This is a genomic window from Rhizobium esperanzae (genome assembly GCF_014197615.1).
GTDB lineage: Bacteria > Pseudomonadota > Alphaproteobacteria > Rhizobiales > Rhizobiaceae > Rhizobium > Rhizobium esperanzae_A.
In genome coordinates this window covers 1-17,397 of record NZ_JACIFY010000034.1, presented here as the reverse complement: position 1 = coordinate 17,397, position 17,397 = coordinate 1, and the positions used below count along the sequence as shown (strand labels likewise).

Here is a 17,397-nt window from a genome sequence, read left to right as displayed (position 1 = left end):
TCATCCATCGGGCCAGCAATATCAATGCTCTATGGCCAACATAGGGCATCAACAGAAACTCACTTTGAGAGGTTTCTTGAATATGCCCTTTCGATGGGATTGAGATCGGGGGAATACTGCGGCAGGAAGAACAGTCGGGCGCCGGCTTTGCGGATGGCTGCCCGGATCGCTCCAGCTTTGTGTGAGCCGAGATTGTCCATCACCACGATGTCGCCGGGCCTGAGCTCGGGCACCAGCACCTTTTCGACATAGATCAGGAAGCTTTCCCCATTGATCGGGCCGTCGATGATCCATGGGGCGCTGACACGGTCGACGCGCAAGGCGGCGACAAAGGTCATGGTGTTCCAGTGACCGAAGGGGGCCCGACCGAGCAGTCGTTCGCCGCGCGGTGCCCAGCCTCTGAGCGGGGCCATATTCGTCTTCGTCCAGGTTTCGTCGATGAAGACGAGACGGGCAGGATCGATGCGATGGCGATGCTTCAGCCAGCGCGTTCGTCGCGCGACGACATCGGGCCGCTCGCGTTCGCTGGCGACCAACGTCTTTTTTTATAACTCAGCCCCTCCTCATGCACGAAGGTCCGGACGGCGCTGTAGTCGACTTTTAGGCCTCGCTCCGCCAGTTCTGCAACCAGCCCACGCAAGGTGAAAGCCTGCGCGCGGCAGCGCTCGATCAGCCAGACCCGCTGTTCCCCGCAAATCGTCCGTCGTTTGTGCCCGCCCATCTGGCCGGGGGCTGGGCTGCCTGTCTCGCGCAACCGCCGCACCCAGTCGATCGCCGTGCTGACGCCAATGCCGAAACGCTTTGCCGCGGCGCGGCACGACGGCCCTTCGCGCGTCACCGCGCAAACAACTCGCTCACGAAGATCATCTGAAAAAGGTCTCGCCATCCAGGCCGGCCTCCTTCACCGGCCAGAATGGTGAATCTGATTTGCACCAGAAATGGAATCCACTTCCCGACTCCGCCTAAAACAATCCCGCTCTAATAGAAAATCTTAGAAAGAATTCTTTCAATTCGCGGCAATCGCCCTAGATTCAAGCAAATTCTGTGCGGAGTGCAGGTGCGCCGACATGGCTTTCCATGCCGGGGATCGCGCTCCATTTCATTGTTCCGCTGGCGCTTGCACCGGGCCACCCGCGTCCGGATCACGGCCCGTGCCAAGTTCGGGAGATACCCGAAACGCTCGTCACAGAGCGTTTCCACGTTCCATCGTCACTGAAGGAAGCTCATGAGCCGTCTTATCGTCGTTTCCAATCGTGTCCCCATGCCCGCCAAGGATGGGAGCGCCGCGGCCGGCGGCCTGGCCGTCGCGTTGCAGGCAGCGCTGCAGAAGCGCGGCGGCATCTGGATGGGGTGGTCGGGAGAGTCGAGTGGAGACAAAGAACCCGGGCCGCTGTCACAACTGCTCAGGGGCAACATCACCTATGCGCTGACCGACCTTACCGACACCGACGTCGAGGAATATTATCGCGGCTTTGCAAACCGTGTTCTCTGGCCGATCTGTCATTATCGCCTGGATCTTGCCGAATATGGCCGGAAGGAAATGGCCGGCTATTTCCGCGTCAATCGTTTCTTCGCACACCGGCTGGCGCCGATGATCGAGCCTGATGACATCATCTGGGTTCATGATTACCACCTGATTCCGCTGGCGGCCGAACTGCGGCAAATGGGGCTGAAGAACCGGATCGGCTTCTTCCTGCACATTCCCTGGCCGCCGGCCGACATTCTCGTCACCATGCCGGTTCATGAAGAAATCATGCGCGGTCTCTCCCATTACGATCTCGTCGGCTTCCAGACGGACTACGACCTGCAGAACTTCGCCGGCTATCTCAGACGAGAGGGTATTGGCGACGACCTCGGAAACGGGCTGTTCGATTCCCATGGGCGGATCTTCAAGGCCGGCGCCTATCCGATCGGGATCGAGACCGCTGGATTCGCCGAATTCGCCGAGAAAGCCGCCAACAATATCATGGTGCAGAAGACCCAGCGCAGCATCGAAGGCCGGGACATGATCATCGGCGTCGATCGGCTGGATTATTCGAAGGGCATCATTCAGCGGCTGGAAGCGTTCGAACGTTTCCTCAGCAACAATCCTGCCTACCAGAACAAGGTCACCTATCTGCAGGTCACACCGAAATCGCGATCGGAAGTGCCCGAATACGAGCATATGCAGAAGATGGTCGCCGAACAGGCGGGCCGCGTCAACGGCGCCATCGGAACGGTCGACTGGGTGCCGATCCGCTATGTCAACCGATCGATCAGCCGCAACGTGCTGGCCGGCCTCTACCGCCTGGCGACGATCGGGCTGGTCACGCCGTTGCGCGACGGCATGAACCTCGTCGCCAAGGAATATGTCGCCGCCCAGAACCCGGATCGCCCGGGCGTTTTGGTACTATCGCGTTTTGCCGGCGCGGCACGGGAATTGAAGGGCGCGCTGCTGGTCAATCCCTACGATGTCGAGGGCACCGCCAATGCGCTTGCCAGGGGCCTTGCCATGTCGCTTGCGGAGCGCCGCGAGCGCTGGAGCATGATGATGGAACACCTGCTCTCTCACGACGTCTCGCTTTGGTGCGAAAACTTCCTGGGGGATCTGGTGATCGCTCCCGAGCTTCCCCGGACAGCCGCCTGATCGATCGGCGTCCGCCCGTTATCGCATGAGTCGTCGAAGGCCTCGAAGCAAGGGCTGGCTGCGGCAATAGCCCCTTCGCCCCGTTTACGGGGAAGCCTTAAAGCCCAATCTCCCGCGCCCAAGGCGGATTGGCGCCGGCACGCGACACGGTGACGGCGGCCGCCTTTGCCCCTAGCGCCAGAGCGTTGCGCAGCGCCTTTTCGTCGAGATTGGCGACCTGCGGCTTGGTCAGCAGCCCGTCGATCTTCAGCGATGCCAGCACGCCGGCATCGAAAGTGTCGCCGGCGCCGACCGTGTCGACGACGGCAACGCGTTCGCTCGGCACCGTCACCTTGCGCTCGCTGGTATAGCCGGAGGCGCCCTCGGCGCCCTTGGTGATGACGACGAGCTTGGCGCCGTGGGCGAGCCAATGGGCGGCGAGCGTGTCATGATCGCCCGAGAGGCCGAACCAGTCGAGATCCTCGTCGGAGAATTTGACGATGTCGGCTTTGGCGGCCATGCGCTTGATGCGGGCCATATGTGCCTGTTTGTCCTTGATGAAACCGGGGCGGATATTCGGGTCGAGCGAGATGACGCGGCGATCGGCTTCGCGGTCGAGAAGCGCTTCATAGGTTTCGCCGCAGGGGCTGGGGATCAGGCTGATCGCGCCGAAATGCAAGGCTTCGCAATCGTCGCCAAGGACCGGCAGGTCGGCCGTGGTGATCATCCGGCCGGCCGTGCCTTCGTCATAGAAGGCATAGGTCGCCTGGCCGTTGACCAGCTTGACGAAAGCGATGGTCGAGGGGCGCGGCGTGATGGCGCACGTGGTATAATCGACATTGCTCGCTTTCAGCGTTTCGAGCAGGATTTCGCCCATCATGTCATCGGCAATGCCGGTGAAGAAGGCGGTGGGAATGCCGAGGCGGCCAAGCGCGATGGCAGTGTTGAAGATCGCGCCGCCGGCATAGGGCGCAAAGCCCTTTTCGCCCAAGGTCGTGTCCCTCGGCAGCATGTCGATCAAGGCTTCGCCGCAGCACAAAATCATCGAATTCCTCCCAACAGCATTGATATGTTCTTCAACCGATTAAGTGAGCTTTTGTCAACCGATTAGAGCGAAAGCTCACTCACGCCGCCATTGCGTCCCGACCAGGCGAGCGGCGCATCGAGGAAGGCCTCGACCTCTGCAAGCGTCTTGTCGTCGAAGAGTTTCTGCGCCTTGGCGACCGCAAGCACGTTACGCCAGCTGGCGATATGATGCAGCCGGACTTTGCCGTCGGCAAAACGCTGATCGCCGAAGATGCCGTAGAAGAACAGCGCGATGCCGTGATCGACAATGCCGCCGGCGGCACGGACGGCATCGATGAATTTGAACATGCTGCCGCCGGCCGTCGTCAGATCCTCGATGACGAGCACGCGCGAACCTTCCGGCATGTTGCCTTCGATCTGGGCATTGCGGCCATGGCCCTTCGGCTGCTTGCGGACATAGATCATCGGCAGGCCGAGGCGGTCGGCAAGCAGAGCGGCGAAGGGAATGCCGGCGGTCTCGCCGCCGGCGATGCAATCGAACTGCTCGAAACCGGCATCGCGCAGCAGGGTGCTGGCGGCAAAATCCATCACCGTAGAGCGGATGCGCGGGAAGGAGAGCAGCTTGCGGCAATCGATATAGACCGGACTCGCCATGCCGGAAGAGAGCTTGTAGGGCTGGGCGGCATTGAAATGCACCGCCTTGATCTCCCAGAGCATCTTGGCCACCAGTTCGGCCATGACGGCGCGGTCGGGAAACGTGGTCTGGATCATCGGGCTCTCCTTCGCTTCGATCCCTGCGGCAATAGCAGCAAGAGGCCCGCGTTTAAAGACGCAGCCGAGCCTATTCCCGCAACAGACGGCCGATATCGGCGATCTGCATCTTTTTGAACAGGGCAAGCGCCTCGGCGCCCTCCGCCGCATCCAGCGAAACGGCATACCGCACGGCGGCGGCAAGCAGCTGCATCGTCAGCCGGGCGATCGCCAGAAGCTCGCTGCGGTCGCGCTCCGGCCAGAGGCGGAGAAGCACGGAGAGGAACGCCTGGGCGTGGAATTCCATATCCTCGGCGTCGATCTGCTGCAGCAGCTTGTCGGTATGGGTCGCATGCCAGATGTCGCGCATCACGGGTTCGCGGCGGAAAAAGGCGTAATATTCATCGGCGATATTGGCGAGCGCGCCGTGCAGGCCGCCGGCGTCGGCAACCTTCGCCAGTTCCACGTCCACGCAGCGCCTGCCCTCTTCGTTGAAGCGCTCGGCCAATGTGCGGATGATCGCGCTCTTGTCGGGGAAATATTGGTAGAGGGCGCCGAAGGAAAGGCCGGCCTTTTCGACGATCTCGCTCATCTTCAGGCCGTCGCTGCCATGGCTTTCGATCAGTTCGGTGGCGACGGCGAGGATCTTTTCGAAACGCTCGCGGCCACGCTGCTGGCTCGGGATGCGGCGCGGCTGGCCCAAATGCTGCTGACTGCGCCTGCGCGTTGCGACCGGCTGTTCCGACATTCGTGCTCCTTCGACGGTTGACAAGCAAAATAAGAGAGTTTATCTCATTTGGCAAATGAGAGAGTTTCTCTTATTTTAACCCATGGAAGGAGTTTCGACATGCAGATCGTCCTCATCCTTTCCCTCGTGGCCGCCGCAATCGGCAGCGGTCTCGTCGCCGGCATCTTCTTCGCCTTCTCGACCTTCATCATGACCGCCTTCTCGCGCATCCCGGCCGAACAGGGCATTGCCGCGATGAACTCGATCAACGTGACGATCGTCCGCTCGCCCTTCATGGCCCTCTTCGTGCCGACGGCGATCCTCTGCTTCGTCATTGCAGTGCTGGCGCTGATGAACTGGCGCGGCGGGGCTTCCGCACTGATGCTGGCGGGTGCTGCCCTCTATCTCTTCGCCTCCTTCCTCTCGACCATCGTCTTCAACGTGCCGATGAACGACGCGCTTGATAAGGTCAGCGGCGGCACGGAAGCGGCCGCGCTCTGGAGCACCTATCTCCGGGACTGGACATGGTGGAACCATGTGCGCACCGTGGCCTCGCTGCTTGCCTCGGTCGCCTTCGTGCGGGCGCTGATGATTGTCTAGGATGGGGCGCACGCTACACGTCTCTTCTCCCCGCTGGGGAGAAGAAGGAGCCACCACCCACCTACCCCTGCTCGCAAAAAGCGATGCGGTTGCTGAAGGGGTCGATGACCATCATCTCAAGTCCCCAGGGCGCCTCCTCCACGCCGGGATTCATATAGCGGTAGCCCTTGCCGGCGAGTTCGGCGTGGTAGGCGCGGACATTGGCGACGCGGACGAAGGCCTTGGCGCCGGGGCTGGCGTCGCCGGAATGTTCGCTCAAATGCAGCGTCATGCCGTCACGCGAGACCTGGCAATAGAGCGGGGAGTTTTCGCCGAAGCGGTGCTCCCAATCGAGAGTGAAGCCCAAGAAGCCGCAATAGAACTCCATGGCCTTTTCGACCGAGAAGATGCGGAAGATCGGCGTCGGCGGCTCGATGCCGATCGTGGAGCGGGAAACACCGGCCGCATCGATCTTCGCCGAGAGAATATTCCATTGCTCGAGCCCGAACTGCCGGGCAACGATTTCGAGCGTCTCGCTGTGGGTGAGCGTAATGTCGCGGTCGGCGAGAGCCTGCCGCAATGTCTTTGCCAAGAGTTTGGCATCGCGAAAATCGCGCATATGTCATCCTTCCGTCGGCGGCAAACAGGACGATCAGTGCCCGCGTCTGCTGACCCGTTCGCCATCGATCGCCAAACGGCAAGGGATGTGAAGGATGGTTCTGGATGCATTCACCATAACGCCGAAGTCAGACATCGGGCGTCGCGGGGCGGCTGGCCGCATCCGGCCGAGGGCGATATTATGAGAGGGTTGGTCAGGAATCAAGACGCGGTGCGCGACACTTCGACGGGCACCGCCTGCAGGTGGCCGGCCAGCTCGACCCGGTTGCGGCCCGCCCGTTTGGCGGCGTAGAGCGCCTTATCGGCAGCACTCAGCATGGCGTCGAAATCGAGCGGCTGCGCGCGGCCGGGTGCCACGCCGACGCTGACCGTGCATTTCAGCATCTCGCCGTCGATCGGGATCTCGCACGCTTCGAAGGCGCCGCGGATGCGCTCGGCCGCCAATTCGGCGCGGCCGGGCATGGTCTCCTTCAGCACCAGCGCAAACTCCTCGCCGCCGAGCCGGGCGGCGGTGTCACCGGGACGGCAATGGGCGGTCAACTCGCCGGCGAAGACCTTGAGAACATGGTCGCCGGCGGCATGGCCATGGCGGTCGTTGACCGACTTGAAGTGATCGATATCGAAGACGATGACGGCGGTGGTCGCACCCATCGGGCCCGCGCCATATTGGTCGAAGACGGCGCGGCGGTTGAGCAGGCCGGTCAGCGGATCGGTGATCGCATCTAGACGGTGGCGGGCGGCCAGCCGCCACTGGTGCAGCGCCAGCGACAGCGCGCCGATCCCGGTCATACCGGCGATGCAGACAGCGAGACTGAGATCTTCGGCCCAGTTGCTGGGCGCGTGGCCCAGCACCAGCTTGCCGTCCGATATCAGCACGGCGGCGCAGAGAACGAAGGAGATCCCCGTCAGCGTATAGAGTGCGGCAATGCCGAGGATCGGCGCCGGCGCTTCGGCGCGCGCCAGCCAATATTGCCGGGCAGTGGCAAAAAGCAGCAGGGCGATGGCGAGATTGTCGGCGATGAAGGCCAGGCCGTCATAACCCGACAGCATCGGCACGACGGAGAAGACCATTGCCGCCAGCGCCCGGACCGCAATGCCCGGCAAAGACAGGCGGCCGGTGAGAAACTGTTTGCCGGCACCCCAGATCGTCGCAAAGCCGGCGTGGAACAGCACGAAATTGCCCACCCCCAGCCATGGCTCCGGCCTGTTCACATAGGCGCTGTAAACGAAGATGCCGCTGACGACGAGGACCAGGCCGACGGTGGCGGTCAGCAGTACGGTTTCGGCCCGGCGGACAAGCCAGCTGCCCATCATCGTTGCCGCAAGACAGGCCGTGGAGACGCCCAGCGCCAGCAAAAGGGTTATAGTCAAGCATCATTGCTTTTCAGTCTCCGCGACTGCAGCCGCGCCGGGTGAGATCGGCAGACTATGGGATCGGTCATGAGGAATGTCTTATGCATTCCGTTAAAAAATGATGCACCGCACAAGCGAATGTTCGGGTGGCAGCTACGACTTCAAGGCATAGGCCGGTTTCGTAGATCGGTGAAGACCCCTCCCCAACCTCTCGCCACAAGGGGGAGGGACTAACACGCAGCGGCCGACTATCGCACGCATCAACCTTTCTGCGATGAACCGGTGAAATGAAATGCGGCGGTGCGGCATCTAAGCCCTCCCTTGTGGCGAGGGGTTGGGGAGGGGTCTTCGCCAGGCTTTGAAACTCTGCGGCCGCCCTTATCCCACCACCTGCCAATGCAGCGGAAACATCGGGTCGAAGACCGTCACCGGGCCGGCGCCGGTTTCGATCTTCGTGGGGAAGACGACCGGTTCGGCCTGTTTGGAGAGGGTGATGCGCTCTTCGTTCGGTGGAAGCCCGTACCAGGCCGGTCCGTTCAGCGAGGCAAAGGCTTCGAGCCTGTCGAGCGCGCCCTCCTGTTCGAAGACATGGGCAAGGCAGCTCATCGTGTTGATCGAGGTGTAGATGCCGGCGCAGCCGCAGGCGCATTCCTTCAGCGGGTCGACATGCGGGGCGGAATCGGTGCCGAGGAAGAAGCGGGCATCGCCGCTGACGGCGGCGGCACGGAGCGCCAGCCGATGGTTCTCGCGTTTGGCGACCGGCAGGCAGTAATAATGCGGGCGGATGCCGCCGACCAGGATGGCATTGCGGTTGATGATCAGGTGATGGGTGGTGATCGAGCCGGCGAGATTTGATTTGGCCGCCTTGATGTAATCGATCCCGTCTGCGGTCGTCACATGCTCCATCGTCACCTTCAGCTCGGGCAGGCGTTTGCGCAGCGGATCGAGCACGGTGTCGATGAAGACGGCTTCGCGGTCGAAAATATCGACATCGGGCGTCGTCACCTCGCCATGGACGCAGAGCGGCAGGCCAATCCCAGCCATGCGCTCCAGCACCGGCATCGCCTTTTCCATGTCGCGCACGCCGCCATGCGAATTGGTGGTGGCGCCGGCGGGGTAAAGCTTGACGGCGGTGATCAGGCCGCTTTTGGCACCCGCCTCGACATCGTCGGGGCTGGTGTGCTCGGTCAGATAAAGCGTCATCAGCGGCTGGAAACGATGGCCGGCCGGCAGCGCCTTGAGGATGCGGTCGCGATAGGCCGCGGCGTCTGATGTGGTGACAACAGGCGGCACCAGATTGGGCATGATGATGGCGCGCGCGAAGGTGCGGCTCGTATCGGCGATCACGCCTTCCAGCATGGCGCCGTCGCGCAGATGCAGGTGCCAGTCGTCAGGGCGGCGGATGGTGATCGATTGCATGGCAGGCCTCCGAAGCGATGCGTCTGCGGCCTCGATACCACCATCCGTTATATCAATACAATCGCCACGGCATCACGCCAGCGCGATCTCCAGCGTCACATCGGCCGGGCGGCGGTTTTCGAGGATCAGCCGGCCGTTCGGCAAGTCGTTGCCGTAGACCTTGGCGCTCGCCTCTTCCTCGGTCAGCTTGTAACCGCGCCAGCGATCCCAAAGGCGCTCTTCCAGCACCTCGATCGGCGGAGCGAGCATGATCGTGTAGTCGAAGATGCCGTCGAGTTCGGCCCATTTACCCTGGGTGAAGAGCAGATAATTGCCTTCGACGATGATGAAACGGTCCTTCGGATCGATCGGCCTGGCCGAGGCGATCGCAAGCTCGCGCGAGCGGTCGAAGACGGGCACGAGCACTTCCTGATCTGCGGGGCGAACCGCGCGGACGATATCCAGGAAGCCGCGGACATCGAAGGTTTCCGGAATGCCCTTGCGGGCAAGCAGGCCGCGTTCGATCAGAATGGCGTTGTCCATGTGGAAACCATCCATGGGCAGCACCGCGACGCTCTCGCCCCTCGCCTTCAGGGCGTCGGCGAGATTGTCGGCCATTGTCGATTTGCCGGCGCCGGGCGGCCCGGCGATGGCGATTAGGAAACGTTTGGCATTGCCGGCGCGATTTAGAACCTCACCGGCAATTTCGTCGACTGCAGCCGTCATGCGGCGACGGGCTCCGTCGGCACCGCCTTGGCGCCGGTCATGAAGGCGACGGCGTCGGACATGGTGTATTCCTTCGGATCGATCACCGTCAGGCGTCGGCCGAGGCGGTGGATATGGATCCGGTCGGCCACCTCGAAAACATGCGGCATGTTGTGCGAGATCAGCACGATCGGCAGGCCGCGGGCTCGGACGTCGAGGATCAGTTCCAGCACGCGCCGGCTTTCCTTGACGCCAAGGGCGGCCGTCGGCTCGTCCATGATGATGACCTTGGAGCCGAAGGCGGCGGCGCGGGCGACGGCCACACCCTGGCGCTGGCCGCCGGAGAGTGTTTCCACCGCCTGGTTGATGTTCTGGATGGTCATCAGGCCGAGTTCGGTCAGCTTGTTGCGCGCCAGCTTTTCCATCGCCGGCCGGTCGAGCATGCGAAACAGCGAGCCGAGCGGCCCGGGTTTGCGGATCTCGCGGCCGAGGAACATGTTGTCGGCGATCGACAGCGCCGGCGACAGAGCGAGGTTCTGATAGACGGTCTCGATGCCGGCCTCGCGCGCTTCCATCGGCGAGCGGAACTGCACCTGCTTGCTTTCCAGCGTGATCACGCCCTCGTCCGGAGTGACGGCGCCCGAGATCGCCTTGATCAGCGAGGACTTGCCGGCGCCGTTATCGCCGATGACTGCGAGGATCTCACCCGGATAGAGGTCGAAATCGGCATTGTCGAGGGCGGTGACGCGGCCATAACGCTTGACCAGACCGCGGGCGGTAAGAAGAGGTTCGCGAGCCATGATTACACCGAAACCTTTCTGATCCACTGGTCGATGGCGACGGCGGCGATGATCAGCACGCCCGTCAAGAGGACTTTCCATTGCGGGTCGGCGCCGAGCATGTTGAGGCCCATCGACACGACGCCGACGATCATGGCGCCGAAAAGCGTGCCGAGAATGGAGCCGCGGCCGCCGAAGAGCGAGATACCGCCGATCACAGTCGCGGTAATCGCCTGGAGGTTATAGTCGGTCACCGCCGAGGAGGGCGAGATCGAGCCGTTGCGGCCGATCGAGACCCAGGCGGCGAAGGCGGCGATGACGCCCGAAATCGTGTAAACGGTGAGCAGCACCTTCTTGGTCTGGATGCCGGAGAGCTTGGCCGCTTCCGGATCGTCGCCGACCGCATAGACATGCCGGCCCCAGGCGGTGTGATTGAGCACGTACCAGAGCAGCAGGACGAGCAGCACCATGGCGATGACACCCAGCGTCAGCACGGCACTGCCGAGCCTGAAGCTCGCGGCGAACAGATGCAGCAGCGGCGCCTGTTCGTCGACGTCGGTGTCGCGGATCGTCTCATTGGCGGAATAGATGAAATTCGTCGCCATGACGATATTCCAGGTGCCGAGCGTGACGATGAAGGGCGGCAGCTTCATGAAAGCGACGAGGAAGCCGTTCAGCAAGCCGCACAGGCCACCGACAAGGAGTCCGCCTGCGACCGCGATCGGCGTCGGTATGCCGTAGGTGATGGCGACATTGCCCATGATGACGGCCGAGATCACCATGATGACGCCGATCGAAAGATCGATGCCGGCGGTCAGGATGACCAGCGTCTGGGCGGCGCCGAGAATGCCGACGATGGCGATCTGCTGCAGGATCAGCGTCAGGGTATAGGACGAGAAGAACCGTCCGCCGATCGTGACCCCGAAAATGATGATTGCCAGCACCAGCACGATCAGCGGCACGGCAGCCGGCGTCGAGTGCAGAAAATGCTGGGCGCGCTTGATCAGCGAGACATCCTGGTGCTCGAAGGAGGCGACGTTCTTGTCGCTGCCGTCGAGGACGCGTTCGAATTCCTGTGCTCCGGTCATGGTTCCTCCTCCGCATCCGCGCGCCGAACCCGCGCGGAGGCCGTCACCCTGTTCATCCCGTTATCTTAGCCGGTGGGGCGACGGCACATCGTCCGTCCAAAACGGCCGGGGATCAAGCCCCGGCCGTTTCTCTTTCAATCAGACAGGGCTCAGCCCCAGCACTTGTCGGTGCCTTCCTTGGTGTCGATCGACTTGACGCCGGAAACCGGCTTGTCGGTGACGAGCGAGACGCCGGTGTCGAAGAAGGACTTGCCTTCGGTCGGCTTCGGCTTTTCACCCGAGTCGGCGAACTTCTTGATCGCCTCGATGCCGAGCGACGCCATCAGCAGCGGATACTGCTGCGAGGTGGCGCCGATGACGCCTTCCTTGACCGACTTCACGCCCGGGCAACCGCCGTCGACCGAGACGATCAGCACGTTCTTTTCCATGCCGACGGCCTTCAGCGCCTGGTAGGCGCCGACAGCGGCCGGCTCGTTGATCGTGTGGATGACGTTGATGCCGGGATCCTTCTGGAGAAGGTTTTCCATGGCCTTGCGGCCGCCTTCTTCATTGCCGTTGGTCACGTCATGGCCGACGATGCGCTTGTCGTCTTCGTCGCCGATCTTGTCGGGGTTCTTCGGGTCGATGCCGAAGCCGATCATGAAGCCCTGGTCGCGCAGAACGTCGACCGTCGGCTGCGACGGCGTCAGGTCGAGGAAGCCGACCTTGGCGTCCTTGGCCTTGTCGCCAAGGGTTTCCTTGGCCCACTGGCCGATCAGCTTGCCGGCGAGCAGGTTGTCGGTGGCGAAGGTTGCGTCGGCGGCATCGGCCGGCTCGAGCGGCGTGTCGAGCGCAATGACCAGCAGGCCGGCGTCGCGGGCCTTCTTGACCGCGGGCACGATCCCCTTGGTGTCCGAAGCCGTCAGCAGGATGCCCTTTGCGCCGTCGGCGATGCAGCTTTCGATCGCTGCAACCTGGCTTTCGCTGTCACCGTCGATCTTGCCGGCATAGGACTTCAGCGAAACGCCGAGTTCCTTGGCCTTGGCCGTCGCACCTTCCTTCATCTTGACGAAGAAGGGGTTGGTGTCGGTCTTGGTGATGAGGCAGGCGGAAACGTCAGCCGCCATCGCCGGAGCGGAGAAAGCGACGCCGAGCGCCAGCGCGCCGAAAGCGAGAACAGATTTCTTCATGGAACTCCTCCCAGAGTTTGCCGGCGCCGCCCCTGCGGGGCCGGAATCTTCAGATATGACACTTCGCCGTGGATCGCTAAGCTTCCAAAGCCGTCCCGTGTCCTTGACGAGGCAATTAAGAGCGAAAAGAAATCGGCTTGTCAATAAATAAATCCAATTGAATTATTAATTCGATGTGGCATGCTCCGTGGAATTAGGGCGTACAGCGCCGCGCGTCTTTACAGGCGCGCAAAAGGACGCTGTACCATTTTGAACTGCCGCATGATTGCTGAGATCGATTCCGATCTCAGCAATCATGCAGAGGGCCAACGATCGGGAGGAGCGGTCATGTCGTCCTTGGATGGACCGGCCAACATACCGGTCCCGCCACCAATTCTTAATCCGGCCGGCGGTGCGAACCAGGTCAGGGTGCGGGCCTATAACGAACGGCTCGTGCTGTCGCTGGTGCGTCTCTACGGCGCGCTGTCGAAGGCCGATATCGCGCGCCGCAGCGGGCTGTCGGCGCAAACCGTCTCGGTCATCATGCGGGTCCTGGAAAAAGAAGGCCTGCTGTCGAGGGGCGCGCCGGTGCGCGGCCGGGTCGGCCAGCCGTCGATCCCGATGCATCTCAATCCCGACGCGGTCTATTCCTTCGGCCTGAAAATGGGCCGGCGCAGCGCCGATCTGGTGCTGATGGATTTCGTCGGCCGCATCCGCATGCAGCTGCACAAGACCTATGCCTATCCGCTGCCGGACGAGATCCTCGCCTTCGTGACCTCCGGCATCCGCGAGATCGAAGAACGGCTCGACGCAAAACAGCGCGACCGCATTGCCGGCCTCGGCATCGCAGCACCCTTCGAACTCTGGAACTGGGCCGAAGAGGTGGGGGCGCCGCCGGGCGCCATGGAGGTCTGGCGCGACGTCGACCTGCAGGCCGATATCGCCGCGCGCGTCTCCCATCCGGTCTTCCTGCAGAACGATGCGACCAGCGCCTGCGGCGCCGAACTGGTCTTCGGCGTCGGGCCGTCCTATCCGGACTTCGTCTATTTCTTCATCGGCTCCTTCATCGGCGGCGGCATCGTGCTGAATTCGGCGATCTTTTCCGGCCGCACCGGCACGGCGGGCGCGATCGGGCCGTTGCCGGTGCGCGGCAAGAACGGCGAGACCAAGCAGCTGCTCGAAATCGCCTCGATCTTCGTGCTCGAAAACATGCTGCGCGAGCGCGGCATCGATCCCGAGCCGCTGTGGTATTCGGCCGACGACTGGGTGGATTTCGGCGAGCCGATGGAGGCCTGGATCCAGGACAGCGCCAAGGCGCTGGCGCAGGCGATCGTCGCCGCCGCCTCGATCGTCGATTTCAGCGCCGCGGTCATCGACGGCGGCTTTCCGCATTGGGTGCGCAGCCGCGTGGTGCAGGCAACGATCGACGAAGCCGCCAAGCTCGACCTGCAGGGCGTCGTCATGCCCGAAATCATCGAGGGTGCGGTCGGCGCCCAGGCACGCGCCATCGGCGGCGCCAGCCTGCCGATCTTTGCACGTTACCTCACCGACCAAAACGTTCTCTTCAAGGAGGTAGACCATGCTGAAAGGACTTGACCCGCTGTTGAGCCCGGAATTGCTTTCGACGCTTCGGGCCATGGGGCACGGCGACGAGATCGCCATCGTCGACGGCAACTATCCCGGCGTCGAACATGCCCGCCGGCTGATCCGGCTCGACGGCCACCACCTCATCCCAGTCCTCAACGCCGTGCTCAGCGTGCTGCCGATCGACGATTTCGTGCCCGAAGCGATCTTCCGCTCGACCGTCAAGGCCGAGCGCGACAAGCTCGACCCCGTGCATGAGGAGATGATCGCCTGCTGCGCCCGCCACGAGCCGCAGCGCCAGGTGGTGCCGCTGATCGGCGCTGATTTCTACGGCAGGGTGAAGACCGCCCATGCGGTGATCCAGACCGCCGAACCCCGGCTCTATGCCAATATCATCCTGCGCAAGGGGGTGATTTATCCCGAAGTGGGCGCGCAGGCCGAGGTGGATCCGTTCGTGTATTAGAACGGGTCGTTCGCTGCGAAAGGCGGGTGCGCCCACGTCCCAATTGCGGACAAGCTATCCGTTTTGCGCAGCGAAACGTCCGTCGCCCAGTCGGGACAACGCGCCATTAACCTTGGAAGCTCACAACAATCTAGCGGACTTGCTGGCGCTGTGTGTTTCGGCAATTTCTGCAATGCTTGAAACATATCGGGGGCGATGCGGTCCTTCGAGCAGGCCATGATGGCTCTTCACGCGACAGGAGCCTGTTCATATGCCCCGCATCCGACCAACCAGACCGCAGATGGAGATCCTTGCCTGGCTTGCGATCTTCGTGCTTCTCTTCTGGCTGTCCTGGAGCTTCCATTGGCATGAAGACCTGGATGAGTTCATCGAGAGGCATCATGACTATCCCTTGGATCACGCGCTCCTCGCGCTGAATATTTCCGGGTTTCTCGGGCTCATTTATTCGGCGCTCAGGATCCTCGATCTTTCCCGGGAGGTTCATCGCAGGCTGCAGGCCGAAAAGAACGTGGACTGGATTGCCTGTCACGACACGCTGACCGAACTGCCCAACCGCAGATTTCTGGATTCCCTATGCGCGCAGGCGATGATCGATCAAAGGGCGCACGAGACCTATGCCGTGTTCAGCATCGATCTCGACGGCTTCAAGAAGGTCAACGACCTACTGGGGCACGATCACGGCGATGCGGTGCTGAAGACGGTTGCGCAGCGGCTCTCTTCGCTCTTTCCGCGTGATCGTGTTTTCCGTCTCGGTGGAGACGAGTTCGTCGTTCTGGCGCGGCGCAGCGGAAATTCCGAGCCTGTCGCCTTGGGCAACCGCATCGTCAGCGTGATCGGCAAGCCGTTCACATTCAATGGCGTCGCCGCCGACCTCGGCGCCAGCGTCGGCTTCGCACTTTATCCGGAGAACGGCGATGACCTCCGGCAGGTCATCCGCCATTCGGACTGTGCGATGTATGTGGCGAAAAAGCAGGGGCGCAACCTGGTGAAGCCCTTCGTCGCTTCGATGCAGGACGAGATGACGAAACGCATCCGGGTGGAAGCGGATCTCAGGTCCGCCATCAAGAAGGCTGAGATCTTTCCCTATTATCAACCGCTCGTCGACCTGAAGACGAACAAGATCATCGGCTTCGAAGCGCTGGCGCGCTGGAAGACGGCATCCGGCGAATTCATCCCGCCGAACGAATTTATTCCGGTGGCCGAGGAAGCCGGCCTGATCGTTGACCTGACGGACCAACTGCTGCGCCGCGCCTGCACCGATGCGCTTTCCTGGCCAAACGATCTTGTCCTGTCGTTCAACCTTTCTCCGATCCAATTGAGCGACCGGCTGCTGGGCCTCAGAATTCTCAAGATATTAGGCGATGTCGGCCTGCCCACGCACAGGGTCGAGCTCGAGGTGACGGAGAGCGCCATCATTCAGGACGCCGTCACCGCACGCATCGTCCTCGACGATCTGGTGAATGCCGGCGTCAGGATTGCGCTCGACGACTTCGGAACAGGCTATTCCAGCCTCTCCCAGCTCTCCAGCTACCGGTTCGACAAGATCAAGATAGACAGGAGTTTCGTTTCCTCGTTCGAAACCAACGACAAGCAGGACAAGGTGATCAAGGCGATCATCGCTCTCGGCGCCGGACTTGGCGTGACGATCACCGCCGAAGGCATCGAAGAGGAAAGCCAGCTCCAGCGGCTTCAGGATCTCGGCTGCCACATCGGCCAGGGTTATCTGCTCGGCAGACCGGCGCCGCTCGAAGAACTCACCGCAGACAAAGCCGGCGTCAAAGTTTCACAACGCCGTTGATGGGGCGACCTGCGGCAGGCCAACCCGGAAAGATCTAGACTTCGGCACCTCGGCGATTTACCTTGGTACCCGGCGAGCCTGACACTGCATCAGCTCTCAGCCCTTCCGCAATGCCGGCCGCAATGACTTTCGGTTCCGGCCTGCGCTTCAGCCCTCAATTCAACGTCATCTCACCGCGCAAGCGGGAGGAGTTTCCATGGCCAATGCCCAATGCGCCTGCGGCGCTCTCCGATTGAAGCTGAGCGAACCACCGCAACTGACTGCGCTCTGTCACTGTTTCGCGTGCCAGCGGCGAACCGGTGCGCCGTTCAGCGCCAATGCATTCTACGCGATCGACTGTGTCGAAATCTCCGGAACGTCGACGGAATTCATTCGCACAGCCGACAGCGGTCGCCAGGTCCGAATGCATTTCTGTCCAACCTGCGGTTCGACCGTCTATTGGAAGGCCGATGCCGCGCCACACTGGATCGGGGTGGCGATCGGCTCCCTCGCCGAGCCGGCCTTCGGCCCGCCTGCCCTGTCTGTCTTCGAGCAGTCGAAACATGGATGGGTACAGCTTGAGGAAACGGTGGAGCATTTCCCGGGCAGTCCAAGCGGCCGGCCTTAACATGAAAGCCTCGGTCCAAGGCCGCGGCGGTCCGGTGCGATTTAAGACCCCTCCCCAACCCCTCCCCACAAGGAGCAGGGGAATCGCATATGGCGAGTAAGCAGTTGTTTTATTGCGTCAAATAGATTCAAGGACTCTCCGTTGATTTGGAGGTTGCGATGGATCGATT

The 17,397-nt window shown here is 62.2% G+C and carries 15 protein-coding genes and 2 pseudogenes; 6 read left to right on the top strand and 11 right to left on the bottom strand.

Features of this window, described 5'->3' with window-relative positions; translation table 11 throughout:
• Positions 1-74: 74 nt before the first annotated feature.
• A pseudogene (locus tag GGD57_RS28410) lies at positions 75-886 on the bottom strand (IS630 family transposase); the annotation flags it as partial.
• Positions 887-1,225: 339 nt separating this feature from the next.
• On the opposite strand from GGD57_RS28410, the gene otsA reads away from it, so the two are divergent.
• Positions 1,226-2,626: an alpha,alpha-trehalose-phosphate synthase (UDP-forming) gene (gene otsA, locus GGD57_RS28405; protein WP_184473499.1), complete on the top strand. Its 1,401-nt coding sequence runs from the start codon at positions 1,226-1,228 to the stop codon at positions 2,624-2,626.
• Between the two features lie 97 nt (positions 2,627-2,723).
• On the opposite strand, the gene GGD57_RS28400 is transcribed toward otsA, so the two are convergent.
• From GGD57_RS28400 to GGD57_RS28390, 3 genes are all read right to left on the bottom strand, one after another.
• Positions 2,724-3,650, bottom strand: a complete 927-nt coding sequence (locus GGD57_RS28400; protein WP_184473498.1) for a carbohydrate kinase family protein — start codon at positions 3,648-3,650, stop codon at positions 2,724-2,726.
• Positions 3,651-3,712: 62 nt separating this feature from the next.
• Positions 3,713-4,402: an orotate phosphoribosyltransferase gene (locus tag GGD57_RS28395; RefSeq protein WP_184473497.1), complete on the bottom strand. Its 690-nt coding sequence runs from the start codon at positions 4,400-4,402 to the stop codon at positions 3,713-3,715.
• 70 nt (positions 4,403-4,472) lie between these two features.
• Positions 4,473-5,129: a TetR/AcrR family transcriptional regulator gene (locus tag GGD57_RS28390; RefSeq protein ID WP_184473496.1), complete on the bottom strand. Its 657-nt coding sequence runs from the start codon at positions 5,127-5,129 to the stop codon at positions 4,473-4,475.
• 99 nt (positions 5,130-5,228) lie between these two features.
• On the opposite strand from GGD57_RS28390, the gene GGD57_RS28385 reads away from it, so the two are divergent.
• A complete protein-coding gene (locus GGD57_RS28385) occupies positions 5,229-5,708 on the top strand; it encodes a DUF1772 domain-containing protein (protein WP_184473495.1) in 480 nt (159 codons plus the stop codon).
• Between the two features lie 61 nt (positions 5,709-5,769).
• On the opposite strand, the gene GGD57_RS28380 is transcribed toward GGD57_RS28385, so the two are convergent.
• The 7 genes and pseudogenes from GGD57_RS28380 to GGD57_RS28350 all read right to left on the bottom strand — a co-directional run bounded on the left by GGD57_RS28380 (position 5,770) and on the right by GGD57_RS28350 (position 12,797).
• Positions 5,770-6,306 carry a glyoxalase superfamily protein gene (locus tag GGD57_RS28380; RefSeq protein ID WP_184473494.1) on the bottom strand — a complete coding sequence of 179 codons (537 nt, stop codon included), beginning with the start codon at positions 6,304-6,306 and terminating at the stop codon, positions 5,770-5,772.
• 200 nt (positions 6,307-6,506) lie between these two features.
• Positions 6,507-7,683: pseudogene (locus GGD57_RS28375) on the bottom strand (GGDEF domain-containing protein).
• Between the two features lie 353 nt (positions 7,684-8,036).
• A complete protein-coding gene (gene pyrC, locus GGD57_RS28370) occupies positions 8,037-9,077 on the bottom strand; it encodes a dihydroorotase (RefSeq protein ID WP_184473492.1) in 1,041 nt (346 codons plus the stop codon).
• Positions 9,078-9,149: 72 nt separating this feature from the next.
• Positions 9,150-9,782, bottom strand: a complete 633-nt coding sequence (locus GGD57_RS28365; protein ID WP_184473491.1) for a nucleoside triphosphate hydrolase — start codon at positions 9,780-9,782, stop codon at positions 9,150-9,152.
• The gene (locus tag GGD57_RS28360) at positions 9,779-10,561 is read right to left on the bottom strand and encodes an ATP-binding cassette domain-containing protein (protein ID WP_184473490.1); all 783 of its coding nucleotides are present in this window, start codon (positions 10,559-10,561) and stop codon (positions 9,779-9,781) included. Before GGD57_RS28360 ends, GGD57_RS28365 begins: the two co-directional genes overlap by 4 nt.
• A gap of 2 nt (positions 10,562-10,563) precedes the next feature.
• Positions 10,564-11,628 carry an ABC transporter permease gene (locus tag GGD57_RS28355; protein WP_184473489.1) on the bottom strand — a complete coding sequence of 355 codons (1,065 nt, stop codon included), beginning with the start codon at positions 11,626-11,628 and terminating at the stop codon, positions 10,564-10,566.
• A 149-nt stretch (positions 11,629-11,777) separates the two neighbouring features.
• Positions 11,778-12,797 (bottom strand): sugar ABC transporter substrate-binding protein, encoded by a 1,020-nt coding sequence (locus GGD57_RS28350; RefSeq protein WP_184473488.1) that lies wholly within the window; start codon positions 12,795-12,797, stop codon positions 11,778-11,780.
• A 327-nt stretch (positions 12,798-13,124) separates the two neighbouring features.
• Here GGD57_RS28350 and GGD57_RS28345 point away from each other — a divergent pair, with 327 nt between their 5' ends.
• The 4 genes from GGD57_RS28345 to GGD57_RS28330 all read left to right on the top strand — a co-directional run bounded on the left by GGD57_RS28345 (position 13,125) and on the right by GGD57_RS28330 (position 17,228).
• A complete protein-coding gene (locus GGD57_RS28345) occupies positions 13,125-14,372 on the top strand; it encodes an ROK family transcriptional regulator (RefSeq protein WP_184473487.1) in 1,248 nt (415 codons plus the stop codon).
• Complete coding sequence (locus GGD57_RS28340) at positions 14,356-14,823, top strand: RbsD/FucU family protein (protein ID WP_184473486.1); 468 nt, start codon at positions 14,356-14,358, stop codon at positions 14,821-14,823. Before GGD57_RS28345 ends, GGD57_RS28340 begins: the two co-directional genes overlap by 17 nt.
• 250 nt (positions 14,824-15,073) lie before the next feature.
• Positions 15,074-16,621 carry a putative bifunctional diguanylate cyclase/phosphodiesterase gene (locus tag GGD57_RS28335; RefSeq protein WP_184473485.1) on the top strand — a complete coding sequence of 516 codons (1,548 nt, stop codon included), beginning with the start codon at positions 15,074-15,076 and terminating at the stop codon, positions 16,619-16,621.
• Between the two features lie 196 nt (positions 16,622-16,817).
• Entirely contained in the window at positions 16,818-17,228 is a 411-nt protein-coding gene (locus tag GGD57_RS28330) for a GFA family protein (RefSeq protein ID WP_184473484.1), read from the top strand.
• Positions 17,229-17,397 lie beyond the last annotated feature (169 nt).